This is a genomic window from Bradyrhizobium sp. CCBAU 21365 (genome assembly GCF_015291305.1).
Lineage (GTDB): Bacteria > Pseudomonadota > Alphaproteobacteria > Rhizobiales > Xanthobacteraceae > Bradyrhizobium > Bradyrhizobium elkanii.
Genome location: NZ_CP030036.1, coordinates 8,707,437 through 8,733,296, shown reverse-complemented (window position 1 = coordinate 8,733,296; position 25,860 = coordinate 8,707,437). Strand labels below are relative to the sequence as shown.

The 25,860-nt window shown below is 61.3% G+C and carries 22 protein-coding genes; 18 read left to right on the top strand and 4 right to left on the bottom strand.

Going from position 1 to position 25,860, the window contains the following annotated elements:
* The first annotated feature begins 1 nt into the window (after position 1).
* Entirely contained in the window at positions 2–1,873 is a 1,872-nt protein-coding gene (locus tag XI02_RS41270; RefSeq protein ID WP_172646633.1) for a long-chain fatty acid--CoA ligase, read from the top strand.
* Between the two features lie 136 nt (positions 1,874–2,009).
* Positions 2,010–3,242, top strand: coding sequence for an ABC transporter substrate-binding protein (locus tag XI02_RS41265; protein WP_172646634.1), 1,233 nt, complete (start codon positions 2,010–2,012; stop codon positions 3,240–3,242).
* A gap of 63 nt (positions 3,243–3,305) precedes the next feature.
* On the opposite strand, the gene XI02_RS41260 is transcribed toward XI02_RS41265, so the two are convergent.
* The 3 genes from XI02_RS41260 to XI02_RS41250 form a co-directional block, all read right to left on the bottom strand.
* Positions 3,306–4,169, bottom strand: a complete 864-nt coding sequence (locus XI02_RS41260) for a helix-turn-helix domain-containing protein (RefSeq protein WP_240536805.1) — start codon at positions 4,167–4,169, stop codon at positions 3,306–3,308.
* Between the two features lie 392 nt (positions 4,170–4,561).
* On the bottom strand, positions 4,562–5,059 hold the full coding sequence (locus tag XI02_RS41255) for a hypothetical protein (protein ID WP_172646635.1): 498 nt from the start codon (positions 5,057–5,059) through the stop codon (positions 4,562–4,564).
* A gap of 379 nt (positions 5,060–5,438) precedes the next feature.
* Positions 5,439–5,819 carry a MarR family winged helix-turn-helix transcriptional regulator gene (locus XI02_RS41250; protein ID WP_233286007.1) on the bottom strand — a complete coding sequence of 127 codons (381 nt, stop codon included), beginning with the start codon at positions 5,817–5,819 and terminating at the stop codon, positions 5,439–5,441.
* Positions 5,820–6,192: 373 nt separating this feature from the next.
* On the opposite strand from XI02_RS41250, the gene XI02_RS41245 reads away from it, so the two are divergent.
* The 10 genes from XI02_RS41245 to XI02_RS41200 all read left to right on the top strand — a co-directional run bounded on the left by XI02_RS41245 (position 6,193) and on the right by XI02_RS41200 (position 17,798).
* Positions 6,193–8,451 (top strand): xanthine dehydrogenase family protein molybdopterin-binding subunit, encoded by a 2,259-nt coding sequence (locus tag XI02_RS41245; RefSeq protein ID WP_172646637.1) that lies wholly within the window; start codon positions 6,193–6,195, stop codon positions 8,449–8,451.
* A gap of 2 nt (positions 8,452–8,453) precedes the next feature.
* Entirely contained in the window at positions 8,454–8,903 is a 450-nt protein-coding gene (locus XI02_RS41240) for a CoxG family protein (RefSeq protein WP_137483550.1), read from the top strand.
* 2 nt (positions 8,904–8,905) lie between these two features.
* Positions 8,906–9,781 carry a xanthine dehydrogenase family protein subunit M gene (locus XI02_RS41235; RefSeq protein ID WP_172646638.1) on the top strand — a complete coding sequence of 292 codons (876 nt, stop codon included), beginning with the start codon at positions 8,906–8,908 and terminating at the stop codon, positions 9,779–9,781.
* The gene (locus tag XI02_RS41230; RefSeq protein ID WP_172646639.1) at positions 9,778–10,266 is read left to right on the top strand and encodes a (2Fe-2S)-binding protein; all 489 of its coding nucleotides are present in this window, start codon (positions 9,778–9,780) and stop codon (positions 10,264–10,266) included. Before XI02_RS41235 ends, XI02_RS41230 begins: the two co-directional genes overlap by 4 nt.
* A 38-nt stretch (positions 10,267–10,304) precedes the next feature.
* Positions 10,305–11,516, top strand: a complete 1,212-nt coding sequence (locus tag XI02_RS41225; protein WP_172646640.1) for an FAD-dependent monooxygenase — start codon at positions 10,305–10,307, stop codon at positions 11,514–11,516.
* A 31-nt stretch (positions 11,517–11,547) separates the two neighbouring features.
* A complete protein-coding gene (locus XI02_RS41220) occupies positions 11,548–12,264 on the top strand; it encodes an isochorismatase family protein (protein WP_172646641.1) in 717 nt (238 codons plus the stop codon).
* A complete protein-coding gene (locus XI02_RS41215; RefSeq protein WP_172646642.1) occupies positions 12,261–13,073 on the top strand; it encodes an alpha/beta fold hydrolase in 813 nt (270 codons plus the stop codon). The genes XI02_RS41220 and XI02_RS41215 overlap by 4 nt, the downstream gene beginning before the upstream one ends.
* Before the next feature lie 60 nt (positions 13,074–13,133).
* Positions 13,134–14,186 carry a leucyl aminopeptidase gene (locus XI02_RS41210; RefSeq protein WP_172646643.1) on the top strand — a complete coding sequence of 351 codons (1,053 nt, stop codon included), beginning with the start codon at positions 13,134–13,136 and terminating at the stop codon, positions 14,184–14,186.
* Between the two features lie 112 nt (positions 14,187–14,298).
* A complete protein-coding gene (locus XI02_RS41205; RefSeq protein ID WP_172646644.1) occupies positions 14,299–15,648 on the top strand; it encodes an MFS transporter in 1,350 nt (449 codons plus the stop codon).
* Positions 15,649–17,561: 1,913 nt separating this feature from the next.
* Positions 17,562–17,798, top strand: a complete 237-nt coding sequence (locus XI02_RS41200) for a hypothetical protein (RefSeq protein ID WP_125459201.1) — start codon at positions 17,562–17,564, stop codon at positions 17,796–17,798.
* A 148-nt stretch (positions 17,799–17,946) separates the two neighbouring features.
* On the opposite strand, the gene XI02_RS41195 is transcribed toward XI02_RS41200, so the two are convergent.
* A complete protein-coding gene (locus XI02_RS41195) occupies positions 17,947–19,782 on the bottom strand; it encodes a hypothetical protein (protein ID WP_244980920.1) in 1,836 nt (611 codons plus the stop codon).
* 224 nt (positions 19,783–20,006) lie between these two features.
* Between XI02_RS41195 and XI02_RS41190 the strand changes: the two genes are divergently transcribed.
* The 6 genes from XI02_RS41190 (at position 20,007) to XI02_RS41165 (ending at position 25,608) form a co-directional block, all read left to right on the top strand.
* Entirely contained in the window at positions 20,007–20,252 is a 246-nt protein-coding gene (locus XI02_RS41190) for a hypothetical protein (protein ID WP_244980921.1), read from the top strand.
* 31 nt (positions 20,253–20,283) lie between these two features.
* Positions 20,284–20,424 (top strand): hypothetical protein, encoded by a 141-nt coding sequence (locus XI02_RS41185; protein WP_172646645.1) that lies wholly within the window; start codon positions 20,284–20,286, stop codon positions 20,422–20,424.
* A 99-nt stretch (positions 20,425–20,523) separates the two neighbouring features.
* Positions 20,524–21,414 (top strand): formylglycine-generating enzyme family protein, encoded by an 891-nt coding sequence (locus tag XI02_RS41180; RefSeq protein WP_244981116.1) that lies wholly within the window; start codon positions 20,524–20,526, stop codon positions 21,412–21,414.
* Positions 21,414–23,120, top strand: coding sequence for an arylsulfatase (locus XI02_RS41175; protein ID WP_069280255.1), 1,707 nt, complete (start codon positions 21,414–21,416; stop codon positions 23,118–23,120). The genes XI02_RS41180 and XI02_RS41175 overlap by 1 nt, the downstream gene beginning before the upstream one ends.
* Before the next feature lie 76 nt (positions 23,121–23,196).
* On the top strand, positions 23,197–24,210 hold the full coding sequence (locus XI02_RS41170; RefSeq protein WP_172646646.1) for an HAD family phosphatase: 1,014 nt from the start codon (positions 23,197–23,199) through the stop codon (positions 24,208–24,210).
* Positions 24,211–24,306: 96 nt separating this feature from the next.
* On the top strand, positions 24,307–25,608 hold the full coding sequence (locus XI02_RS41165; RefSeq protein ID WP_244980922.1) for a DUF3300 domain-containing protein: 1,302 nt from the start codon (positions 24,307–24,309) through the stop codon (positions 25,606–25,608).
* Positions 25,609–25,860: the final 252 nt, after the last annotated feature.

The window sequence follows — 25,860 nt, the reverse complement described above, 5'->3', positions numbered from 1 at the left end:
GGTGAGCGCCGAGGGTTTTGCGTCGGGCGCCCAACTCGCCGACGTGACCATTCCGCAGCTCCTGAGCCGGCGGAGGGTGGAGCTTTCTGACGAGATCGCTTTCAAGCAAAAACGTCGCGGTGAGTGGATCGCCACGACCTGGAAGCAGTATTCGGACGAGGTGGCCAAGTTGGCGGCCACTTTGCAAAAGGCTGGTTTCGAACGCGGCGATCGCGCGGCGATCATGGGGGATGTGTCCCAGGAATGGCTTCTTGCGGACATGGCGATCATTTGTGCCGGCGGCATCATGGTCGGCGTCTACTTCACCTCATCGGCGGAGGAGGTCGGCTATTATCTCGGCGACTCCGGAGCGTCGTTCATGTTCGTCGGGAGTGAACTTCAGCTCGGTACCGTCCTTGCATCGGGCCATGCTGACCAGCTGAAAAAAATCATTGTGCTCGATCCCGCTTGGAAAAAGGCAGGCGGGCCGGCGAACGTCGTCTCTCTTCATGATTTCTGGAGCGAAACATCGGTTGACGCCGACATCTTGCTGCAGGAGCAGGTCGCGAAAGCAAAGGCGAGCGACCTGACCAGCATCGGGTACACGTCCGGAACGACGGGATTTCCGAAGGGAGCGATGCTGACCCATCTGTCGCTGCTCGCCGGCGCGCACAGCGTAACCCTGTTCACGTCGAAGTTGCGCTCCGATGTCCACCGTGTCGTCGTGCACCTGCCGATGTCACACACGGTGGCACGCGCACAGGCAACGACACTGCCTCTGCTCATCCGCCTGGTGCCGTATTTCGGCGAGAACAGCGCAGAGTTCGCTCAAACGGTCAAGGAAGTGAAGCCGACCTACTTCATGGCTCCGCCGCGGTTCTTCCAGCGGTATGCTACCCAGATCCTCAGCAAGGTTCACTCCGGGTCCGAGAAGCAGAAGCAGGACTATCAGCTCGCGATGACCATCGCCCGCAAGGCCCTTGATGATCGTCAGGCCGGAGGCGTGCCGGAACCGTTCATTTCCGGCCTCTTTGCCGTGTGCCAGCAACAGGTTTTCCGTCCGCTGCTTTGTGAGGTCGGGTTCGAGGAACTCACGGTTACATACACCTCGTCCGCGGCGATGCCTCCCGAGCTGATGTCGCTGTGGCAGCTATGGGGATTGCAGCTGAAGGAATGTTACGGACAGACAGAGCTGGTTGGCGCCAACTTAGTGCAGATGGCGGAATGGCCGGAAGCCGGCACCGTGGGCGTACCTCTGCGGGATCCGGCTTGGGAGACCGCTGTTCTCGAAGACGGGGAAATGATTGTCAGGGGACCCGGACTCTTTGTCGGTTACTGGAATAAGCCGGAAGAGACCAAATCCGCTCTGCGCGATGGCTGGCTCTACACCGGGGACATCGTGGATGTCGATTCGACCGGCCTCTTCAGGCTGGTCGATCGAAAAAAGGAGATCATCAACACTTCCAATGGAAAATCCATCAGCCCGACGCAGATCGAAAACGAGCTCAGGCGCAGCCCGTTTATCTCTGAGGCGGCTGTGCTTGGTGAAGGAAAGAAGTACCTCACCGCGCTGATCGAGGTGAACGCGACCGCGACGATGGATTGGGCCAGATCGCACGGTCTTCGGATCGATCGGTACTCGGAACTGGCGAACTCCGAAATCGTGGTGCGGATGATCGAAGCAGAGATCGGCAAGGCGAATGGCAGGCTCGCCAGGGCCGAGCAGATCAAGGCGTTCCGGATATTGCCGGAAGAGCTTTCTCCCGAGAACGGCACGATGACGCCGACTCGGAAGAAGCGTCGGAAGCAGATCATGGAGAGGTATCGATCACTAATCGATACGCTTTATGACGAGAGCGAAGAAAACCTCGTCAAGGCAGAAATCAGACCCTGAGCCAAATCACGCGGGCGGCGGATCTCGTGAAGCGCCGGGGCGCGAGTACACGTCCCTGGCGCGATAGCGCCTGACCGTTCAGTGAGCGCTATCAGACCGCATCATTATTCTTGCAGCCAACCAAAGGGGGAACTACATGAGAAAGCACAGCGAAAGCGGTTTGACCCGCCGGTCCTTGATCGGTAGCGGAATTGGCGCCGCCGTCGGGTTCGCATCGTGGCGGTCAAGAGCGGCCACCCCGGCCAAGGTCCGCGTCGGCGCAATCAATCCGAGCAGTGGCGTCCTGGCGTTTCCGGGGCAGGCTTGCGTACGCGGCATCGATGTGGGTGCGAAGTTCGCAAAGGAGAAGTTCGGTATAGAGCTGCAAATCATCCATGCGGACACGCAAAGCCGGCCGGAAAACGGACGGATTGCCGCCGAGAACCTGATCAGGCAGGGGTGCACGGTACTTATCGGCGCGTGGGATTCCGGAGCAACCATCTCCGCGCTTCAGGCCGCAGAAGCCGCAAAAGTGCCTATGGTCGTTCACATCGCGAGCGCGACCCAGGTGACCTCTCAAGGATTCACCGAGGTGTTCAGGTATTACCCGACGTCCCTGACAATCGTCAGGAAGTCCCTCATGGAGCTGAAGTCCATCCTGTCCTCGATCAAGGACGCTCCAACAAGCGCCGTCGTCATGCACCTCAACAATACGATGGGACAGTCGACCGCGGCGAGCATCGATCAGGCCTGGAAGGAGGTCGAAGTGCCTCTCAGGATTGCCGAGTATATTCCATACGATGAAAGAGCCAAGGATCTCTCGGTCGAGGTTGCAAAAGCCAAAGCGTCAGGCGCGGACGCGTTGGTCTCCGTCACGCGTGTCAACGATGCCATCATGATCATTCGGGAATGCACCAAGCAGGGGTGGAATCCCAAAATGATCTTCTCACCCAACTCGAATGGCGCGCAGGACAAGGCGTACTATGACGCGTTGGGCAAGTACGGTGACGGCGCGATACTCTCGACCCTGTGGTACAATCCGAAGGCGCCCGACGCCGCGGCGATCTTGAAGCGATTTGCGTCCGATTATCCAAATGACTGGGTCGACGGGAATTCAGGGTGTGCCTTCGAAGCTGTTCAGATTGTTGCGGACGCCGTAAGCCGCGCCGGTTCTTCCGAGTCCGCTGCGATCCACGCCGCGCTTAAAGGAACGGACATGACGCCTATCCTGATGTCCAGCGGCAAGATCAAGTTCGACGCCAATGGCCAGAATATGGGCAGCGACGTGACCATCCTTCAAGGGCAGAAGGGGAAGCCTCGCGTGGTGGCGCCGCAGTCGGTCGCCGAAGCTGCGCTCCAATACCCTCTCGTCCCATTCAACTCGCGATAGGAGACGCCGCGAACTGCGGCCCCAGCGGGCGATGTTGGGGCCAGGGCTCCCGGGCGAAGGTCTTCAAGCCAAGGGCTCACGGCCTACGAAACTGGATCGCTCGGCAAGAAAGCGGCGCGGGCTCTTGCCCATTGCCTTCTTGAACATGGTTATGAAGGCGCTGGGGGTCTCATAGCCCAGATCGAGCGAGACGGCCTGAACGGAAGATCCCGCAGACAGCCTCTGCAGCGCGACGAGGATGTGAAGGCGCTGTCGCCAGCGTCCGAACGTCATCCCGGTTTCCTTCAGCACCAGGCGGGCGAAGGTCCGGACACTCATCGCATATCTGGTCGCTAGTTCGTCGATCGTGCTGCGATCGCCGGGGTCATTGAGCAGCGATGCCGCGAGATGCTGAAGTCGGCTGTCGGTGGAGATGGGCAAGTACATCTGTTCGGTGGACATCTGCACCAATTCGTCAAGCAGCACGCGTCCGAGCCGGCTGGTCGGCCCGTCGACCGGATACAGGGGAGGAAAAACGGAGAGCCGATGGATCAGTTCACGGACGAGCGATGATATCGTGAATGTGCAGCATGTGCTCGGAAGCGTACTCGCCTGCGGATCGATGAAGACGACGTAGACCTTGCCATTGTTCGAGACGCAATTGCTGTGCATGACGCCGGCCGGTATCCACACGGCACCCTGTGGCGGAACGATCCATAGTCCGCCGGGGGCACGACACATCACCGATCCATGTGAAGCGACAACGAGTTGCCCTTTCTTGTGTGAGTGGAGCGGAAGCTCGTCGTTGTCTTCACCGGTTTCGATGCAGAATGAGGTGATCGGCCGATCGAACTGATCCGGATCAATCGGATCGTAGTTGATCCGAAGCTCGGGCAAATTCATTCTAGCAAAGCCAGGATCCATTTCGGACGTGGATAACATGCTCATCGAATTCGCTCGTTATTGGCTACGGCTCCCGCAATTCAGGAGGCGGAGATAAGGGCGCGGCTGGAGTCCGGGTGACGATAGCGCTCCGGGAAATGCTCGTCACCGAAAAGTAATGCGAGAACGCGAGAATCCGGTCCTGCGGGTTAGCCTCGTCCCTTCCCGGAACGAGAATCTTGGTGACTGTCACGGCTGCTCATCGCCGGGCTCCGCGATGGGGAAAGCAGCCGGAAGGCTCAACGAGGAAGCTGCTGCGACAAGACGCGTCTTGGGGTGTGACCGGGCACCGCCCGGACGGTAGAAAATGCCGCGTTCCCGCGTCAATCGGCTCCACCGATCGCGCTTTCACGGCTGTCCGCAAGGGTTTTCGCCAGAAAATGCCGCGACCCCCAATGCTACCAAGGAGCATTGCGCAGAAAGTCGGCACGTACGTGTTGCCGATTGGAAGGCGAAAGCCAGGCCGCGCAGGCTGTGAGGTCGAGAGACGGAAGGCCGCGCCGTGCGATCGTTCGGGGCAATTGAATATGGCGGAGGATAATCGAACTGTCTTCTGCATATCCTTGAGCGCTCAGGAACTGGAGTTCGCGGCAGCGTGCCGAGACTTTGTTCTGCAGAAGAAACCAGAGCTCAGATCGTCCATCGTTGTAGCGAACAATATGCTTTCGATCGCCAACCAGCCACATGTCCGGCAGGCATTCATGGAATTGGGCCTGGCTAGATTGGTCCGCGTTCTGCGGCTCGCGATCGTGGGTAAAGCGATTGCGATCAGGAGAGCACCCAGATTGCTGTTTGATCTCGCGCGCTTCAGGACAAAAATCGTCCGCGCCCTGCGCAGGCGCGCGGGATAGCCGCTCAGGGAACGGCGTCGATCGATCGTGCGATGAAGCCGGCATTCGGTAGATGCCCGGTGATGGGCTCAATCGATTGTTGTGATCGGGTCGTCGTCGGCTATCGACCGACTGGCCTCCGGTTCATGCAGCATGGCGCGGACCGATGTGGCTCATCCCGGCCTTGTCACGCGAAAATGCTGGAAACTAGTGCAATTCCGTCTTCTTCAGCACAAAATGCCGGGCGGCATACCGGATAGTTCTGTCGCTGAGATCGTTCGTTGGGCTGTCTTCGATCGAGATCCGCGTTCGGCGTTTGCGAAGGATCCACATCCTTCGCTTCCTCCCTGGACTTGGCCCGGCTCGTGCCGGGCCATTTTTTTTGCTCGGCGGCGGCTGAAGCGTTTGCGGGATCAGCTTGTCGGCCGGCTCAGCGCTGTGGGGCTCAGCGGCGTATGATTTTCTTGAGAATCTCGGTCAGGGTCCGAAATTCTTCCCTCGTCAAGGGGGCGAATGTCTCGCCGGAAATCTCGCCAATGGTCTCGATCGCAGCGTCCGCCGTCCGCCTCCCTTTGTCCGTTAGTTCGATCTGCCGTCGTCGTGGATCCAAAGGATCCTTGGAGCTCTTGATCAGCCCGCGCGATTTGAGGCGATTGATGACGCCGGTGATCGTTGCTGAATCATAGTGGATCAGTCGTCCCAGGTGATTTTGAGAACATGATCCGACTTCCCTCAGTTTCGCCAGCGTCGAGAATTGGGGTGGGGTCAGTTCTTCGATCATTTTCGCGACAAAGATCGATGTGTGGGTCCGGAGCGCGACGCGCAACAGAAATCCTGGAGCATCGTCCAACCTGTAAGGCTGTACGGCCTGTTTCGGCTTCTCCGTCGGAGCCGTCCTGGTTTTCGGTTGCACGATTTTCGTCCTCTCGCGGCACTTGGCCGTGGCTCGGCTTGAACAAAGCTGGATGGCTCGGCCTCGGAAGTTCCGAGTTGGTCATTTGTCTACATTCGTTGCCGCCAAGAATCCATGCCGTCTGACCGCGAGCGTGATCCGTCCGGTGCGACAGAAGAGATCACTCGCATACGAGTGTATCGCTTGCATACAAGTGATAAATGAGATAGGCGTTGAGAATTGCCGCCTGGGAGGAGCCGCGCAGGCTTTCTGACCATCGCGGCGACCTCGCACCCCGGATCCGAGCATGTCGGTGAATGACAGCATGAGTGCCGTACGACCCGACCTCATCGAGAAGGTAACGGGGCGGGCTGAATACGTTACCGACCTCGTGATCCCGGGGATGTTGCACGGCTTTGTGGTTCGTTCGCCGGCTACTCACGCGCGCATCTCGTCGATTGACGCGAGCGTCGCCCGGTCAGTGGACGGCGTCGTTGACGTACTTGTCGGCGAGGACGTCGCCTCGTTCGGTTGCTGGGGAGTCGTGCTCAGAGACCGGCCCATCATAGCGATCGACCGGGTCCGGTATGTGGGCGAGCCGGTCGCCGTGGTGATCGCTGAGACCATCGAGATCGCCGAAGCTGCCGCGGAGCTCGTCGAGATCGCGTACGACGAACTCCCTCATGCGACGACCATCCGTGAAGCGATGATGGCGGATGCGCCGCTCATCCATGAGCGTCACGAAAACCTCGAAGACTTCTACTTCAAGGGCGGCGCCAGGCCGACACCGGGCAGCAACATCTTCCACACTTACAGGAACAAAGTTGGAGATGTTGACGCTGCGGAGGCGGTCGCGGCGTACATTCACGAAGACCACTTCACGTTTCCGGCGATCTCGCATTTCGCGATGGAGCCGCACACGGTCATCGCCGACTTCCAGGGAGACTCCCTGACGGTCTGGGCAGGTGCGCAGACGCCGACCGCGGTTCAGAAGGTCCTGTCCAGGCTGTTTGGCCTGGCGTTGGCCAAAGTCCGCGTGATCGTCCCATTCGTTGGCGGGGGATTCGGCGGCAAGGCATCCGTCAAGATCGAACCATTGGTCGCCGCCGCATCCTGGAAGGTGCGGCGCCCAGTTCGTGTCGCTCAATCCATGGCGGAATCGATGCTCACCTGCCGAAGGCTCGGCGCTGACATCACGATTCGAACCGCGGTCGATGCCGACGGACGGATCCTCGCGAAGAGTGCCAGGCTTCTGCTCGACGGCGGAGCGTATTCAGATACGGGCTCAGCAGTCGCCACGAAATCGGCAAATCGCATCATGGGACCATACGTGGTGCCGAACATGCGGCTCGAAGCATGTGCGGTTCACACGAACACGGTCCCTGGCGCGGCATTCCGCTCAATCGGTGGCCCGCAGGCGGTTTGGGCCAAGGAATCGCACATGGACAATGTGGCTGCGGCAATCGGCATGGACCCGACCGAGTTCCGCATGCTGAATCTGGCCTCCCGTGGTGAGCGCATCCGCCCCGACCTGCGCGCGCTCGACATGGACATGAGCGAGTTGATCGGCCGGGTGACGCGGTCGTTCGCGCCAGAAGCGAAACCCTCCAACCGAAAGGCGCATGGATTGGCGCTTGCCGCAACCGATCCGGCGAATACGCCGATCAGCAACGCGATCGTGCGTCTCAAGATCGATGGGTCGATTCTCGTTTCGGTCTCCAGCATCGAGGTTGGTCAGGGTGCGCACGCGACGATGGCCCAAATCGCGGCGCAGACATTGAAGCAGAGGGTGTCTGCGGTCACCGTCCTGCGCCCGGATACAGCGGTCGCCCCTTACGACTGGGGTACCGGTGCGAGCCGCTCGACCGTCGTCGTCGGCCTCTCTGTCGAGAGCGCCGCTCTCGACGCAGCCGATCAGATCCTCGACATGGTTGCCGAGGTCTGGGAGCTTCCCCGCGCCGGCCTGTCACTCGTCGAGGGAGGCGTCTCGACCGGTCCAGACGTTCTCACTTTCCATCAGATATTTCACCGCAGCCTGGGTGTCGATTCGGGAGAAGTCGTCGGCCGCGGCGCCATCACGCCCCGTTCGAAGAAAGGCTCCCTGGCGGAGTCACCTCTGTTCTGGGAGACATCCGCGGGTCTCGCAGAGATCGTGGTCGATGAGGAAACCGGCGAGATCCGTGTGCCTCGGTACGCCAGCGCCGCCGACGTCGGTCGTGTGATCAATCGCGTCGCTGCGGAAGGTCAGGATGAGGGGGCTGCTGTCATGGGGCTCGGTCACGCGCTTCACGAGGCGCTCGAGTTCGAGGACGGGCAACCCGTCAACGCGACGCCGATCGATTATTCGATACCGCGGATCTCCGACGTGCCGCCCTCGTTCGACACGATACTTGTCGAAAACGGCGACGGCCCCGGGCCTGGCGGCGCCAAAGGAATGGGCGAGGGAGCAATCCTGCCGGTCGCACCGGCGATCGCCAACGCGCTGTTCGCCGCCTACGGCATCCGAATAACCGATCTGCCAATGACACCCGAAAAAGTGTGGCGCGCACTCCAGAAGAGGAACTGAACATGGAATTCAACATGTCAATGGCGGTGCCGGCGACCCCGGCGCAGCTTTGGAGCACGCTGCTCGACGTTCCACGCATATCGAGCTGCATTCCCGGGTGCGAAAGCGTCGAGGAAATCCAGCGGCTTGCAGCCTACAAAGCAACCGTCAAGCAGAAGATCGGTCCTTTCAAGCTCGAAGTGCCGGCTGACATCATCGTTGAATCGATCACCGAGCCGTCTCACGTGCGCACCCGCGCTACGGGCCGCGACAAGATCACAGGAACGCGGCTGGCGGTTGTCCTCGACGTGACCGTCACGCAGGCCGGTTCTGGATCCACATTTGCCGTGGACGCGAAAGTCGACGTGCAGGGCCGGCTTGCGACCATGGGGTTCGGCATCATCAAACGCCGGGTCGATCAGAACTTCGAAGAATTCGAGAAGCGGCTCAAAGAAATGCTGGGCGCGGCCTGATCATGCTGCCGTCACCCTTCCAATTCGAGCGGCCTTCGACGATCGCCGACGCCGTGCGTGCCGTCGGAGTTTCTGGCGACGGCATGTTCTACGCCGGCGGGACCGAGTTGCTGCTCGCGATGAAAATGCGCGTCGTCCGTGCGGACCGCCTCATCGACATCAAGGGCATCCCCGGGCTCGATTGCATCGCCGTCAACGGCGTGAACGAGATCGAGATCGGCGCGCGCTGCACGCACAGGAAGATCAGCGGCGACCCCGTTATCCGCGAACACGTGCCGGCGCTTGCGTCGCTCTGCGCCGAGGTCGCAAACATCAGGGTCCGGAACGTTGGAACAATCGGCGGCAATCTCTGCTTCGGAGAGCCTCACGCCGATCCGCCGACGATGCTCGCCGCCCTCAACGCACGGCTGGTGCTCGAGGGATCCAAGGGCACGCGTGAAATTCACGCTGATGATTTCATCCGAAGCGAAATGGAAACGGTGCGCGAGCCTGACGAGCTGCTGAGAGTGATCGTGTTCCCGCGGCCCGCGGGACCGGTAACTTATCGCCGGTTCAAGCATGGTGAGAGGCCCTCAGTGAACGTCGCGATGGCCTGGTCACTGAACGCCGGCGGGAGCACGATCAGGAGCGCCCGTGTACGGGTCGGCGCGCTTGGTTCGCGGCCACAGCCTCTGACGGCCGTCGAAGATGCCCTCCGAAACGTAGCGGTAGCAGAGGCCCTTCGGGCGATTGAGACAACTCTTCCCGCGGCGCTGGATCAGCTTGAAGTCAACGCGGATCGGCATGGCGGGGCCGATTACAAGCGTCACCTTGCAGGCGTGCTTCTTCTGCGTAACGCCGATGAGGCGATCATCGCCGGCGGGAGCTGGTTGAAATGACACAGGTATTGGCCATCTCGTTCTCGTTGAACGGCAAGACGATCGCCGTCGACATCCCGGCCTATGTGCTCTTGATCGATCTTATCCGAGATCGTTTGGGCCTGAAGGGAACGAAACGTTCCTGCGACATGGAAGTATGCGGCGCTTGCACGGTCCTTCTCGACGGTGAGCCGGTCTCGAGCTGCACAACGCTCGCCGTCGATGTGGATCGACGCGAGGTTACCACAATCGAGGGTGTGACCCCGCCAGACGGACTATCCCGGATCCAGGAGGCGTTCGTGCTTCATGGCGGTCTGCAGTGCGGCTTCTGCACGCCCGGGTTCATCATGGCGGTCACGGCGCTCTTGAAGACCACGTCACACCCGACAGACGCGGAAATCCGGCACTACCTGCACGGCAATCTTTGCCGCTGCACCGGTTACACCAAGATTTTCGAAGCGGTGAAGAGCCTCGCGATCCAGCAGGCCTCGCAGGATGGCGTTTGAATCCGCGCGAGACAGCGCAGCTACCTTCTGGAGATATCATGAGTATTGATCAGGTCAAAAGAACGAGTGTCCTTATCGCAGGCGCTGGCATCGGCGGTCTGGCGATGGCGCTATCGCTGCTTCGACGCGGCATCGATTGCGACGTTTTCGAGCAGGCGTCCGAGTTGCGCGAGGTAGGCGCCGGCCTTTGGGTCTCCATGAACGGTGTGCGTGTTCTTCGCGACCTCGGCCTCACCGAGGAAGTCGAACGGAACTGCATCGCGGCAGAGCGACGTTCTATCCGGCTCTGGAACACGGGTGAAACGTGGTCCCTCTATAACAAAAGCTCCGACGCGGCCCGGAACCAACCCTATCTTCTGCTGCGCGCGCACCTGCTTAAGATCCTTGTCGACGGTGTGCGGCGATTGAAGGCGGACGCCATCCATCTGAACGCCCATGTTGTCGGGTTCAGCCAGAACGACGAGGGAGTTCGGGCGCAGTTCGCAGATGGCCGTGAGATCGAAGGTCGCGCCTTGATCGGCGCCGACGGCTCCCATTCGAAGGTTCGTACCGGGCTGATCGGCCAGATCGAGAGCCAGTACACCAATGCAATCGCCTGGCGTGGTCTTGTGCCGGTCGACCGCCTCGAGCCGCATCAGCGCGAGCCCGTGGTGTCTACCTGGATCGGGCCGACCGCGCATGTCACGGCATATCCGGTCCGCTGGCAGGACACGGAATTGATGACGTTCTCGGGTCAGGTCGATCGCAACGACTGGCTCCTGGAATCCTGGTCGGAGAAAGGATCTGTCGAGGAGTGCTTGAAGGACTTCGTGGGCTGGCATCCCGACATCATCGCGCTCGTCAGCAATGTACAAAGCCTTCACAAGTGGGGCCTGTTCGTGCGGCCCACGCTGGCTGGTTGGTCGCAAGGACGGGTCACGCTTCTTGGAGATGCGTGCCACTCCATGCTGCCATATCTCGGTCAAGGAGTGAACATGGCGTTGGAGGACGCCTCCGTTCTCGCCCGGTGCCTCGAGCAGCACCCAGGCGATCCAGCGAGCGCTTTCCAGACATATCAGAGCCTGCGCCTGGATCGCACAACCAGGGTTGTGAACTCCGCTGCCGGGATGCTGCCGATCTTTCATAACTCGGCGCTCTCCAGGGCCGAAACGGCGGGAGACTACATCAGGACGCAGTGGGCGCCGGAAGCGACCGCCGCTCGTTACGACTGGATCTACCAGTACGACGCGACCGCCGTTCCTCTTCATTGACATTTCTCCCCACGAGCACCGGTGCACAAGGATGATCGGCAAAGAGCAGCCCTGGGACAGGGTGATACCGCTCGAAGAGCGCGAGACCTATGCGATCGCAGGATTGGGTGGCGCGGCTGGATTCGGCAAGCGGCCCGCGCTCCTGGTGATTGACGTGCAGTACCGCTCGGTCGGTGACCGGCCGATGCCGATCCGCGAGGCGATCAAGCAATATCCAACCAGCTGCGGTGAGGCTGGTTGGCAGGCCATGGCGCAGATTTCCGATCTGATATGGTTGTTTCGCGGCAGAAGATGGCCGGTGATATTTCCGCATGTCGCCTGCAAGGTCAGCCATGACCAGGGGTCATTCGCGGCAAAAATTCCAGCCATCATGCAGATTCCGCCCGAGGGCTACGACTTTGTTCGCGAGGTGGCTCCGGAGCCGGGGGAACTGCTGCTGCCAAAGACGCAGGCGAGCGCATTCTTCGGCACCCCATTGACGACGTATCTCGTCGGGGCCGGAATCGATTCGCTGGTGGTGACCGGTTGCACGACCAGCGGCTGCGTCCGGGCGTCGGTAGTCGATGCGTGCGCGCTGAATTTCAAATCGATCGTGCCGAGCGACGCCGTCTACGATCGTTCGCCGACTTCGCACGCTGTCAACCTGTTCGATATTGCCAGCAAGTACGCAGATGTGATGCCGACCCGGGCAGCCATCGAGCGGCTTCGCGCGCTGGCGGATGAACGTACCAAGGATCGGTCGACATGAGTGTCGCCCCGGTATCCGGTCTGCTTTACGGCGCTCATGTGCGTGCGAACGGCATCCGCCAACATTACCTGCGGTTCGGCGGAGCCGGGCCCGCCATCGTCATCGTTCCGGGCATCTCGACGACTGCGGCACAATGGGCGTTCATCGCGGAACGCTTGTGCGTCGGATACGACGTCTATGTGCTCGATGTCCGGGGGCGCGGCCTTTCCGAAAGCGGACCGCATCTCAATTATTCGCTGGATGCCTGCGCCTCCGATTTGATTTCGTTCGCCGAGGCGCTGGAAATAGGCGCATATACCTTGCTCGGCCACTCCATGGGCGCCCGGATCGGAATTCGTGCCGCGCGCTGGCGGCCATCGTCCATGAGACAGTTGATCCTGGTCGATCCGCCGGTCTCCGGACCCGGACGCCGCGCCTATCCAAGTCCGATCGGGCCTCTTCTCAAGCTGCTTCATAGCGCAAGCCTTGGGGAAGCGGACGCGGCGCTGCGAAGTCCGTCCGCGCCGCGCTGGCCCGAAAGGCACATTCGCGCCAGAGCCGAGTGGATGCACACCTGCGATGAACGCGCCCTGGTCGAAAGCCACAAGGGCTTTCATCACGATGACATTCACAATGACCTCGCCAACCTCAGCGTCCGTACTTGGCTACTCGTTGCAGGCAAAGGCGACGTCATCCGCCCCGAAGATGAAAGAGAGATTCAAAGACTATTGCCGTCCATCGAGATCAAGCGACTGGAGAGCGCAGGTCACCAAATGCACATCGACGACACGGAAGGCTTCCTTTCGATCGTCAGCGACGTCCTCGCCTGACCCCTCGAAGGACCGGTCGGAGCGCTGCGAATACATGCCTGGCAAAGGAGATGACTGAAGATGACCCGGCAACGCATCGATGTTGAAATGCTGGAATTGTTCAAGGCCGAACTTGCACTCTGCAAGGTGAGGGAAGGCGAGGTCGTGGCTGTCCTGAGCGGCGGCGAGGATCAGTCGGAGTATGCCCAGACGTTCATGCTGGCCGCGCGGAGCCTTGGCGCGACAACCTTCCACCTCAATGTTCCAAAGTACAGCCAGAGCAAGGTTGCGGGCCAGCAGGGCAGGCACGCGTTGAGCGGCAACCAGCCGGCAATCGACACGCTCAAGCGCGTGGATATGGTGATTGATCTTCTGGGCCTGCTGTTCTCGCGCGAGCAGCTCGAGATTCAGGAGGCGGGCACGCGCATTCTGCGCGTCATGGAGCCGTTCCACATTCTCAAGAAGATGTTCCCGACTGAGGATCTCCGCCGGCGGACCGAGCTCTCACGAACGCTCCTGCAGTCAGCCAGAACCATGCGCATCACGTCGCCGGGCGGAACGGATGTGACCTACGGCTTAAAGCAGTATCCGGTCATTTCCGAGTACGGATACACCGATGAACCGGGCCGCTGGGATCATTTCCCGTCAGGATTTGCTTTCACGCAAGCCACGGATGGTGACGTCAACGGAACTGTCGTTCTGATGCCAGGCGACATTCTCTGCGCATTCAAGCGCTATATTCAGTCTCCGGTCACGCTGACCATCAAGGACGGCTACATTGTCGACCTCAAGGGCGAGGGGACCGACGCAACGCTCATCAAGAACTATATCGACAGTTTCGGCGATCGGCGCGGATGGGCAATCTCGCATATCGGGTGGGGATCAAATGAGCGCGCCGACTGGCACCACATAGCTGCATCTCAGCAGCTCGCGTCGGAGCATATCATGAACGCGCTTTCCTTTTATGGAAACGTTCTGTTCTCGACGGGGCCGAATACCGAGCTTGGCGGCACGAACGACACGCCGTGTCATCTCGACATCCCACTTCGCGGCTGCAGCCTCTGGCTCGACGATGTCCATATCCTCGACAGGGGCGAGTTTGCCTACCCGGAGTTGAGGGCACCCGGCCGCTAGGCCGCGCCCGCCTGATCAAGACCTGGAGCCGCATCCGCGGTTCCCAATAACGCGGAAAGCGTTTCGGCAACGACCATCCACTGTCCAGCTCTTTCAATGGGAAACGCATTGCATGTCCAAAACCCTCTCAGGCGCGGAAGATTACACGGCCAGGCAACGGTATTCGATCATGATCTCGGCGATGCTGGGATACATTCTCGACTTCTATGATGTCCTGATCTTTCCGTTTCTCCTGCCCGCGATCCAGCGGTCGATGTCGCTATCGTTGACAGAGATCGGCTCTCTGCAGGCCCTGACACTATTCGGATCGGCGATCGGCGGGGCTCTGTTCGGCGTCATCGGTGATCGCCTTGGCCGGAAGACCTCGCTTCAGCTCACCATCGCGCTGTTCTCGGTCGCGGCGATCATTTCCGCGTTCGCATGGAATTACTGGTCGCTTGCAGTGCTGCGCTTCATCACCGGCATCGGTCTTGGCGGCGAGTATGGCGTTGGCATGGTGCTTTTCAACGAGGCCTGGAAAAAAGGCAGCCGAGGCTTGGGTGCAGCTGCGCTTCAGGGCTGCGCCGTGATCGCATCGTCCACGGCTTCGATCGTCGGGATCTGGCTTATCGCGACGTTCAGCGACGAGTGGAGCTGGCGCATCGGCCTGCTGAGCGGCGGAGTGCCGATCCTGCTGATCATCTTCATTCGCTTCTTCATGCCTGAGTCGAAGATCTGGCTGGAGTACGAGGCGCAACGCAAGGCCGGTCCGGTCGTGGCCGCGGCCCGCACTCTTCCCCTTGCAGACTTGTTCCGCAATGGTCTGGCGCGGCAGACCGTCACTGCTTTCGTGTGGCTGATGAGCTACATGCTTTGCTACTACAGCGTAGTCTCCTTCATTCCCACGCTGTTGCTCCGGGACATGCACACGCCAGGCGACGTCGTTCGCACCACGGCCGTTCTTCTTTCCGTGGTCAGCGGCATCTGCTACCTCGCCAACGGCTTTTTCAACGACAGGGCTGGCCGCCGGTTCGGTGCTCTCGTGCCGGCATTGTTTTGGGTCGGATCCCTGGTTGGCATGGCGGTGTGGGGAAGTCAGCTCTACGCCGGCTCGAAGGCCGAGTGGCCGATGTTCTGGCTCTATATCGGTTTCGGTATTGGCAACGTTGCGCTCGGCGTGACGGGCGTCTGGATCTCGGAGCTCTATCCGGTCAACCTGCGCGCGACGGCGGTGTCTACATTCTATATGGGCGGTCGCGGCCTTGGCAGCATCGCGCCGGTTATCGTGCCCCTTGCGGCCACTCATTTCGGCGGAAGCCTGCTGAACGGCATGGTTGCCGTGGCCCTTCCCGCTGCAGCTGTCTTCGTTCTTGCCTCTCTTCTGCTTCCTGAGACGCTCGGTCGGGATTTGTCCGCGAAGGGCTTCAAGGCCGATGCGGACTCGGAGCCGGCGATGAAGGCTGCTCCGGTCTCGAGCGTATGATGCACTCGTGAAATGACGAGCAACCGGGGAGATGAGAGCTTGGCGCGCTCATCTCGCCGGCCACCTAGCGTGGGCATAAGGTGGTGCCTCCCAGTGAATTAGGCTGCCAATAGCAAAGCAGGCTCCCGCCATTGCGGATTTTGCGATGTACCGAAGCTCCTCCACCGTGCCAAGCGCTCACGCCACCATACGAAGGACAAACAGCGGTTCCTCGTGTCGGTGGTTGCGTATGATTCCCTCCCTGGGCACCATCCCCTTGATGCTACCTACCGTAATCAGCAATCGATGCGTCGACCGCTCAGGCGCGAACGCCATCTGCAGCCGCGCCGGTGACGACGCTGCCGCCAGCGACAGGGCAAGAAGCAGGCGGCCCTTGCAGGCCGCCTGGATTGATTAGCCTGCGAGCAGACGAGCTCTATTGGCAGAGATGCTGGAGTCCGTCGGACCCCTTGAAAGTGGTACCGGGCCTGCAGACGATCCCATTGTGCGATGCGTAGGTGTTCCAGTCGCCGTTCCACGCGTAGTAGTCGCCATATGCACCGGATTGATCATACGTGCCGTATGCGGCGTAGGAATTGCGCCAGCCGCCGAAGGGAGCGGTCGCGATCGCCGCGGCTGTTCCGACGGCAGCGCCGGCCACGCCGGCCGCGGCCCCCACCGGTCCCACGGGTTCGCGATAGGCGGTTCGCCGCTGATAATAGCCCCTCCTGCTGTCGTACGGGCTCCCGGCTCCTCTGTTGAGGCAGTTGGCGCTGGCGAATTGAGATGAACAGGCGGCCGGGTTGGAGAAGACCGCTTGCGCCGACGCGGGGCTCGAAACTGCGGACGCCACTATCATGGCTGCGCCAAGAACTCTTAGACTCATCATGGCTTGCTCCCTGGATTTGGTTTGCTTGCGACGCTTGGCATGACTGAATGCCAAGTCTGCAAGTTGGCTTGCGAGTTCCCGTTTTCTCGCACCTAACCAAATGCAACCTCCGGAAGTGGTTCCTGTGCATCTCGTGCGCAGCATCAAATCGACGTGACTGATGGACGATTGGAAGAATGACTTCGAAGCGGCACAGGCGCGGCGCGGTGCCGACTGAGGAGGGGCCAAGCCACACGACATGAATCAAAATGCCGCTCCCCGTCGGCGAAGACGCAAAGCTGCGTTCGCCACGCGCGCGCGCAGGCCTCGTTGCCGAACGCGCTCGCGCACCCGGCCAAATCCGGCATAGCGGACGAGGAGATGCCTAACAGACCCTCACGCTTTGCTGAACATACGCGTAACCATTCCACACGTTTCGCGTCTGATAGCAGGAGTTGTAGGCCGTCGCGGCTCCGATGGCTGCGCCAGTCGCCAAACCGGCTGCGGCAGCTCCGGGGCCCCAACCGCCGCGATAGTAACCGCCCCCGCGGTAATAGCCGCCGCCAGCCCAACGCGCGCGGCCGCCGTGCCAGCCGCCGGCATGCCATCGCGTGCCGCCGCCGTGCCAACCAGGCCGCATTCCTCCGCCGTGGAAGTGAGCCGATCGAGCGCCGGCTCCTCCGCGCCGGGCCTGTGCGTCATAAGGAAGTATCATTGCTGCAGATGCGATGAAGCTGAGAACCAGCAAAGCCTTGGTTGGTCGCATATCTGGACTCCTTGCAAGGGTGTCCCGATCAATCCCGCTAAACGAGCTTCGTTCCGTTTGTTCAACTGCGTGCCACGTTGGCACAAACTGCATACTCAAAAAAGGCGTCGCGGCTTGGGAGGTAAGCGCGGTTCGCGGCAATTGTTGAGCTCAATCCTCCGGACCTCGGCTGCGCAAGGCAGGTACGAACGTGTTCGTACCTTGATGGCCTCCCCGCATGAAACAATGCTGATGCTCACGTGCCGGCGCAGCAGGATTGGCGAGCCGGTACGGCAGCTGGTCCACTACAGGGAGACGACCATGTGGAAGACAGGAGTGCTTGGCGCGCTGGTTTTGCTCGTCGCGGTTCCGGCAAATGCGGCTCCGAAGAATAGTGGCAAGAATGTCGATGCAATTCGTGCTGAATGCTTCAGGCAGGCGAATGAAGCCGCTGCCGCCGGCGGTGCGAACATGACAAGCGGGGCGACTGCCGCCCGAAACTCGGCGGGCTATTCCGCTTATCGGGATTGCGCGCGAAAGAACGGTATTCGCCCGTAAGCATTGCTTTGGTTTCCGCTAACCCATGGAAGGCCGCCTTCGGGCGGTCTATTCCATGCGCAGATGCGACAAGTGAAAAACGGCGACGGCAGCATGGCCGTCGAAAGCCGAGGATGCCGGCTGAGCGGCGCCGAAACTGCAGGGAACGTCAGCTTGCGACGAGAGCCTGGGCTTTGCGCAATCCGGTCATGAGAACGTCGACAACTTGATCTGCGGCTCCGTTGCGGCGCAAGAAGCCGGCCGGATCATCGGCCAACGCTTTGTACTGCGACATTCCGTTCAAGGCCGTTTGGGTCGCATCGCGGCGCCCCAGCTCTGTATTCGCCATCGCAATCAACAGTTGGCTGAATCCGGAATCGCGCAACGATGCCGTCTCGGCAACATCGAGCATCTGCTTGTATTCACCCTTCAAGTAAAGGTCGACCGCGATGAAATGAAGATACCAGGCTGGCGGATGCAACGTGCGCTCGATCGCGCGTTTGAGCATCGGAACTCCTTCCGAGAAGTTCCCGCGGATGGCGAGACGCCAGCCGAACTGGGCAAGTATGTCGGGATCGTTAGGATTGAGATCGATCGCCAGATGGCTGATGCGATCACTATCGGCGTAACGTCCGGTGAAATGGTAGGCCGCAGCCAGGGCCTTCAGCGCCAGGGGACTGTTCGGCTGCAGGGCGATGGCGCGCGACGTGGCCTCAAGGGCCTTGTCATACTCCGTTTGCGGATTGCCGTCGGCTGAATAGCCCAACCGTCCGGCGTCGAGATGCAGCCATCCAAGCATGGCCCATGAATCGCTATACTGCGGATCCCGCTGAACGGTTTGCTGAAGACACTGCATGGCCGGATCGAAGTCGACGCGCCGGAAAGTGCTGCGATAGGCCTGAGCGCGCAGGACGCAGAGATAGCTTTCCATTTTCCTCGGTGGATCCGCGCGAATGTCGTTTCTGACCACGCCGTAGGATTGGCCGACCACAGTTGCGATTTCGCTTGCGAGCTCGCGCTGGACATTCATGAGCGACTGAGGATCGAACGGTCGAGCATATGTCCGCATCCATACGATCTCGTCGTTCTCGGCGTTGAAGACGGTCGTTGTGACCTGCACCTCTTCGACGCTCGTTTGAACACTTCCACGGACGACATAGGAAGCACCGAGAGGACGACCGGGTTGGGGCGCTTCGTTGCCTTTTGCGGAGAGCGCATTCGGGGGCGACGTATAGAGCCGAAATCCTCCGAATCGAAACAGGTTGCTGGTCAGTTCCTGTCCCATGCCGATGGCGAAGAGCCGCGTGTTCTCCCCGGGAGTGAGTGGCTCGAACGGCATCACGAGGACCGCGGGTTCGCGTGGCGTCATTGGGGACGGCGGCGGTCTTGCTGCAAGCCATATCCAAGCCGCCACGCCGGCTGCCAGCGCGGCAGCGACGGGCGCATAGCGCCTGATGCCAAACTTGGTCGTCCAATTCGCACGTGTAGCAGCAGCAGTTGTCGAATGATCGTGGAGTTCAAGGGCAGGTTCGCGAGATGGAGTGTCGGCAACATGCATTTTGTGCCACTCAAAATGGGGCACATAGGAGCCTTTTGGAATTGTGATGCGTACCGGATCATCCCGGCCCGAATCCACGTAGTAGCTATCGAGGTCGCGGCGCAATCGTCGAGCTTCAAGACGAACGACAGGGTCAGCCTGGGGATCGAAAGAATCGTCGCGCCGAAACACGCCCAAGGCAATTGTGTAGCCTTTCAGGCTTTCAGCGCGGCCTGCAAGCGTCTCGTCGACAATGAAACGAAGGAAAGCTTGCCGCCGTTCGCTCGCCTGGAAATGCGGACTTGCGAGGATGCGGTCCAGCTCTTTCGCTACATGCGCCGGCGGCACCGCGGAATCATCACGACACGGGACCTCGGATGCGCCGCTGACGGCGTCGTGAGCGAAGGGTACATCAGGCATCAACCGGCAACCCCAATCGTCGGTCGACGGTAGGCCTTCCCAGTACATGTTGCAACTCGTAAGCGAAGCAGGCAGCCGGCGCTGACGCGACAGCTTTCGATCATCGGAACAATGAGTTCCCGACTGCAGCGACAGCTGGTCGCATCGGCCTTGAAGTCGTCGCGCCTGAGACAGCGCGCTCAACGAGCGTCGCGCCGTGTACGAACATGTTCGTACCTTGAAGCCTCGATGAACCAGCAGCAAAGGTCACGTTGGCCACAAGCGAGTTCATCATGGAGGAGTTCCGCGCGATTGTGACCCGCTTTCCGCTGCGCGAACTTGACATTCGGCGCTGCTTCAATCGCGACGCGCAGTTTAGAGCGATTTGCGCAGATTATGACGAAGCTGTGAAAGCGCTTCGTCGTTGGCAACAAGCGGCAAAGGACGGCGACCGCGAAGGAAGCCGGAAGGCCGCGGATTACGAACGGCTGGTTGCCGAACTGGAAGCCGAGGCTCTGGTTCACATGAACCGGCCGTGATCGAGGGGCGTTCGCATAACTGGAGCAGTGCGTGAACAATACGATTCTTATCAACCTTTCGATATCAGGCGTGCTTGCCGCGGGCATGATGCGTGCTGCGATCGGTCGGACACATGACCTGCGCAGCGAGGCCGCCGAACCGACCAGGCACGCAATCGGCCGCAACGAGTAACTGGAGGCAACCTTCTTGAATATTGCCGAGAGACCGGTCGCGAACGTGGACGAAGCCGGCGCGTCAGACAGCATCTTCATTCCCGGCGGCACGTTTCGCATGGGATCGGATCGGCATTATCCGGAAGAAGCGCCGTCCCACATGGTGAGCGTCGACGGGTTCTGGATGGACCGCACGCCGGTGACGAACCGGCAGTTCAAGCAGTTCGTGCGTGCCACGGACCACGTCACCTTCGCCGAGGTCGCTCCCGATCCCAAGGACTACCCGGATGCGCTGCCGCATTTGATCTTCGCCGGCTCGCTTGTCTTCACGTCGCCGGATCACCCGGTCGACCTGCGCGACTACGGCCAATGGTGGACACTGCTCAAGGGCGCGAATTGGCGGCATCCCTATGGCCCCAAGAGCAACATCAAATCGCTCGACGACCATCCGGTCGTCCATATCGCATACGCCGACGCGTTGGCCTACGCCCGATGGGCCGGCAAGGACCTGCCGACCGAAGCGGAGTGGGAGTTTGCCGCACGCGGCGGCCTTGATGGCGCCGAGTTCGCCTGGGGCGATGAATTCGTGCCGGGCGGCGTGCATCAGGCCAATACGTGGCAAGGTCACTTTCCGTTCGAGAACCGGTGCGAGGACGGCCACGCGCGCACCTCGCCCGTGATGACCTATCCGCCGAACGGCTACGGCGTGTTCGACATGATCGGCAATGTCTGGGAGTGGACCAGCGACTGGTGGGCTCCAAAACACCGCGCCGACGCAAAGAAGGCCTGCTGCATTCCCCAGAACCCGCGGGGCGGCTCCGAGCATGACAGCCACGATCCGTTGCTGCCGCTCAGCAGGATACCGCGCAAGGTGATCAAGGGCGGCTCGCATCTCTGCGCGCCGAACTACTGCCGCCGCTATCGGCCGGCGGCGCGCCATGCCGAGCCGATCGACACGTCGACCAGCCACCTCGGATTTCGCTGCATCACACGTTCAAGGAGAGAGTGATGACTGAGAAGAAAGCGACAGAAACCGTCAGCCGCCGCAACCTGCTCGCGGCCTCGAGTTCGCTCGCCACCATCGCCGCCTTCTCGGCGATGGCGCCCATCCAGACCGCCCAGGCGCAAGGGACCACGCAACCCTCGAGCGCGGCCGGCGGGGCAAAGCCGAACATCATCCTGATTCTGTCGGATGATTTTGGCTACGGCGATTCCGGGCCCTACGGCGGCGGCGAAAATCGCGGCATGCCGACGCCGAGCATCGACCGTCTGGCGGCCGAAGGCATGCAGTTCATGTCCTTCTATGCGCAGCCCAGTTGCACCCCCGGACGCGCGGCAGTGCAGACTGGCCGAATTCCAAACCGCAGCGGCATGACCACTGTGGCATTCCAGGGGCAGGGAGGAGGGTTGCCGGCCGCGGAATGGACGCTCGCGTCGGTTCTGAAGACCGGCGGCTACAAGACGTTCTTCACCGGCAAATGGCATCTCGGCGAGGACGATTTCGCGATACCGAACGCCCAAGGCTATGACGAGATGAAATATTGCGGACTCTATCATCTCAACGCCTACACCTACGCCGACCCGACATGGTTTCCCGACATGGATCCCGAGCTTAGGGCGATGTTCACGAAGGTCACCAAAGGCGCGTTGTCCGGAAACGCAGGCGAGAAGGCGAAGGAAGACTTCAAGATCAACGGCCAGTACGTCAACACACCGGACAAGGGCGTCGTCGGCATCCCCTTCTTCGACGACTATGTCGAGAAGGCCTCGCTCGAATATCTCGATCGCAACAAGGGATCAGGCCCCTTCTTCATGAGCGTCAACTTCATGAAGGTGCACCAGCCCAACATGCCGGCGCCCGAATTCCAGGGCAAGTCGCTGTCGAAGAGCAAGTTCGCCGATTCCGTGGTGGAGAACGACACCCGCATCGGCCGTATCATGGACAAGGTGCGCTCCCTCGGGCTCGACAAGAACACCTATGTGTTCTGGACGACGGACAACGGCGCCTGGCAGGACGTCTATCCGGATGCCGGCTATACGCCGTTCCGCGGCACCAAGGGCACGGTCCGCGAAGGCGGCAACCGCGTGCCATCCATCGCGTGGGGGCCGGGCATCAAGGCTGGGTCGAAGAATTCGGACATCGTCGGCGGCCTCGATTACATGGCGACGTTCGCGAAGCTTGCCGGCGTGAAGCTGCCGGAGAACGACCGCGAAGGTAAGCCCATCATTTTCGACAGCATCGACATGTCCCCGATCCTGTTTGGGACCGGCAAGTCCGAGCGCAAGAGCTGGTTCTTCTTCACGGAGTCCGAGCTCACGCCGGGCGCCGCCCGTGTCGGCAATTACAAGGCGGTGTTCAACCTGCGCGGCGATGACGGCGTTAAGACCGGCGGTCTCGCGGTCGACAGCAATCTCGGCTGGAAGGGAGCGGAATCCTATGTCGCGACCGTTCCGCAGGTATTCGATCTCTGGCAGGATCCGCAGGAGCGCTACGACATCTTCATGAACAATTACACCGAGCGCACCTGGATCATGGTCACGATCAACGACTCGATCAAGGATCTGATGAAGACTTACGTGAAGTATCCTCCACGGAAGATTCAGAGCGAGACCTACGCGGGGCCGATTACCATCCAGCAGTACGAGCGGTTCTCGTTCTTCCGAGATCAACTTGCCAAGGACGGCTTCCACATAGGCTTGCCTACAGGCAACTGATCGATGCCGATGGAGCGGCCCCACATCGAGGGGCCGTTCCGCTGTTGCGAATGACTGAACCGGAGGACGGTGATCCGTGAACGAAAGCTTGGTTGACCGCCGCACGATCCTGGCCGGTCTGCTGGTGTCGGCGGCAACGCTGTCGGTTTCCGGCCGCATCGCTCGCGCGCAAAGCGATCCTCTGCCGTCCTGGAATGAGGGCCGCGCCAAGAAGTCGATCCTGGACTTCGTCTCCGCGGTGACGCGGGAAGGCACGCCGGATTTCGTGCCGGCGCCGGAGCGCATCGCGACATTCGACAATGACGGCACGCTCTGGTGCGAGCAGCCGATGTATGTGCAGCTTGCGTTTGCGCTGGACCGGGTAAAGGCGCTGGCGGGCCAGCATCCGGAATGGAAGCGGAAGCAGCCGTTCAGGGCGGTTCTCGACAACGACATGGCTGCGCTGGCCAAGGCCGGCGAGAAGGGCCTGGTCGAACTCGTCATGGCGACCCATGCCGGCATGACAACGGCCGAGTTCGCGCAGATTGCCGGCGACTGGATCGCGAGTGCGCGCCACCCGAAGTTCAACCGGCCCTATACCGACCTCGTCTACCAGCCGATGCTGGAACTGCTCGCCTGTCTGCGGGCCAATGGCTTCAAGACCTTCATCGTCTCGGGCGGCGGCATCGAGTTCATGCGGCCATGGAGCGAGCGGGTCTATGGCATCCCGCCCGAGCAGGTCGTGGGATCGAGCATCAAGACGAAGTTCGAGATCGACAAGGGGAAACCGACACTGATCCGGCTGCCGGCGATCGATCTCGTCGACGACGGACCCGGCAAGCCGGTCGGCATCAACTCGCATATCGGTCGCCGGCCGATCGCGGCCTTCGGCAATTCGGACGGCGACTTCCAGATGCTGCAATGGGCGACGCAATCATCGGGGAAACGCTTTGGCCTGATCGTGCAACACACCGATGCCGAACGAGAATATGCATACGATCGGAAGTCCTCGTTCGGCAAACTCGACAAGGCGCTCGACGCGGCGAGCGCCAATGGCTGGATCGTGGTCAGCATGAAAGACGACTGGAAACGCATGTTCCGTTTTGAATAGAGGCCGAAGGATTGCGTAGGCATCGCTGACGCCCGGCGCCGCGGAGCGCGCCAGCGCCGCCGGTGATGCAAGCGAGACGAAGAACGAGGAGGCATCATGACAAAACTTCTTCCGGGAATGCGTCGGCTTACCTTCGCGAGCGCGGCGCTGGCGGTTGGTCTGATGCTCGGGGGCCCGGCATACGCGCAGACACCCGCGGACCAGAAGCCGGCCCAGGACCAGGCTACCGCGCCGGCGCCGGGCCCGACAGCCAGCAAGCTTCCGAACGGACAGATCGAGCAACTGGTCGCGCCGATCGCGCTCTATCCGGACGCGCTGCTGTCGCAGATCCTGATGGCGTCGACCTATCCGTTGGAAGTCGTCGAGGCGGCGCGCTGGTCGCAAGACAACAAGACCGTCACCGGCAAGGCGCTCGAAGACGCCATGCAGAAGCAGTCGTGGGATCCGAGCGTCAAGGCCCTCGCGGCGGTGCCGCAGGTTCTTCAGATGATGAACGACAAGCTCGACTGGACCCAGCAGCTTGGCGACGCCTTCCTCGCGCAGGAGCAGGACGTGATGAGCGCCGTGCAGACCCTGCGCCAGCGCGCGGAGGCCGCGGGCAATCTCAAGTCGACGCCGCAGCAAAAGGTGATAAAGAGCGCGCCTCCCGCCGGTGTGACCGCGCCCTCCGGCATGCAGCAGGCGATCTCGATCGAGCCGGTCGATCCCGACCAGTATTACGTCCCGGTCTACGATCCCGGTGTCGTCTACGGGGCCTGGGATTATCCCGACTACCAGCCGTTCTATTGGTCTCCGCCAGGCTATGTCGCCGCGGGCGTGATCGGCTTCACCGCCAGCGTGGCCGTCGGCGCTGCGATCTGGGGCGGCTGCAACTGGTGGGGCCGCAACGTCTACGTCAACGTCAACCGATATAACCAGTTCAACCGCACCAACATCAGAAACACCAATTGGTCCCACAATCCGGCGCACCGCGGCGGCGTTGCCTATCGCGATGCCGGCGTGGCGAGACGCTTCGGCAGCGGCAATACCCCCGCCGCGCGCGAGGCTCTGCGCAATCGCACCGGTGGTCCTGGCGGCAGGGTCTCGAATGCGGGTGCTGGCCGGGCCAGGACCGCGGTCTCGCAACGCGCCGGCAATCGCGGTGCAAGCGTATCCCACCGGGCCAGCAGCCGGAACGTCACCCGCGCCCATACGCGCGCGGGCAATCGCGCGGCGATCTCGCACAGAAGCGTCACGCACGCGCGCGTCAGTGGACGCGTCGGCGGCGGCCGGCCGGCCGCGATCCGCGGTGGCGGCATGCGGGCAGGCGTCGGTGGTTTCCATCGCGGCGGTGGCGGCATGCGTGCTGGCGGCGGCTTCCGCGGAGGCGGCTTTCACGGAGGTGGCCGCCGGCGCTGAGTGGCGTGATTGCTATTCGGGGAATTCCATACGAGATCGCCAAACGGCGTGCCCCCCAGGATGCGACCGTCGCAGGTGGCGAACTATCGCGACCACCGGCTCCCAGTCCCGGCGATTCGACAAATCCTTGCGCGGATGAAATCCTGGTTGAACTTACGTGCTCCAAGGGCCATCAAAATGTCCGGCGCGCCGGGAGCCGCTTGAACCCCCAACGCGAGGCGGGAACTTGACCGGCTGCCAGTTCGTTTGCTC

Excerpts from the sequence above, each read along its gene's own strand:
- XI02_RS41225 (WP_172646640.1), top strand. The coding sequence starts at position 10,305 with ATGAGTATTGATCAGGTCAAAAGAACGAGTGTCCTTATCGCAGGCGCT.
- XI02_RS41190 (WP_244980921.1), top strand. The coding sequence starts at position 20,007 with ATGGAGGAGTTCCGCGCGATTGTGACCCGCTTTCCGCTGCGCGAACTT.
- XI02_RS41180 (WP_244981116.1), top strand. The coding sequence starts at position 20,524 with ATGGGATCGGATCGGCATTATCCGGAAGAAGCGCCGTCCCACATGGTG.
- XI02_RS41265 (WP_172646634.1), top strand. The coding sequence starts at position 2,010 with ATGAGAAAGCACAGCGAAAGCGGTTTGACCCGCCGGTCCTTGATCGGT.
- XI02_RS41175 (WP_069280255.1), top strand. The coding sequence starts at position 21,414 with ATGACTGAGAAGAAAGCGACAGAAACCGTCAGCCGCCGCAACCTGCTC.
- XI02_RS41200 (WP_125459201.1), top strand. The coding sequence starts at position 17,562 with ATGTGGAAGACAGGAGTGCTTGGCGCGCTGGTTTTGCTCGTCGCGGTT.
- XI02_RS41210 (WP_172646643.1), top strand. The coding sequence starts at position 13,134 with ATGACCCGGCAACGCATCGATGTTGAAATGCTGGAATTGTTCAAGGCC.
- XI02_RS41205 (WP_172646644.1), top strand. The coding sequence starts at position 14,299 with ATGTCCAAAACCCTCTCAGGCGCGGAAGATTACACGGCCAGGCAACGG.
- XI02_RS41235 (WP_172646638.1), top strand. The coding sequence starts at position 8,906 with ATGCTGCCGTCACCCTTCCAATTCGAGCGGCCTTCGACGATCGCCGAC.
- XI02_RS41260 (WP_240536805.1), bottom strand. The coding sequence starts at position 4,169 with ATGAGCATGTTATCCACGTCCGAAATGGATCCTGGCTTTGCTAGAATG.
- XI02_RS41195 (WP_244980920.1), bottom strand. The coding sequence starts at position 19,782 with ATGTACTGGGAAGGCCTACCGTCGACCGACGATTGGGGTTGCCGGTTG.
- XI02_RS41230 (WP_172646639.1), top strand. The coding sequence starts at position 9,778 with ATGACACAGGTATTGGCCATCTCGTTCTCGTTGAACGGCAAGACGATC.
- XI02_RS41165 (WP_244980922.1), top strand. The coding sequence starts at position 24,307 with ATGACAAAACTTCTTCCGGGAATGCGTCGGCTTACCTTCGCGAGCGCG.
- XI02_RS41255 (WP_172646635.1), bottom strand. The coding sequence starts at position 5,059 with ATGCCGGCTTCATCGCACGATCGATCGACGCCGTTCCCTGAGCGGCTA.
- XI02_RS41220 (WP_172646641.1), top strand. The coding sequence starts at position 11,548 with ATGATCGGCAAAGAGCAGCCCTGGGACAGGGTGATACCGCTCGAAGAG.
- XI02_RS41215 (WP_172646642.1), top strand. The coding sequence starts at position 12,261 with ATGAGTGTCGCCCCGGTATCCGGTCTGCTTTACGGCGCTCATGTGCGT.
- XI02_RS41240 (WP_137483550.1), top strand. The coding sequence starts at position 8,454 with ATGGAATTCAACATGTCAATGGCGGTGCCGGCGACCCCGGCGCAGCTT.
- XI02_RS41245 (WP_172646637.1), top strand. The coding sequence starts at position 6,193 with ATGTCGGTGAATGACAGCATGAGTGCCGTACGACCCGACCTCATCGAG.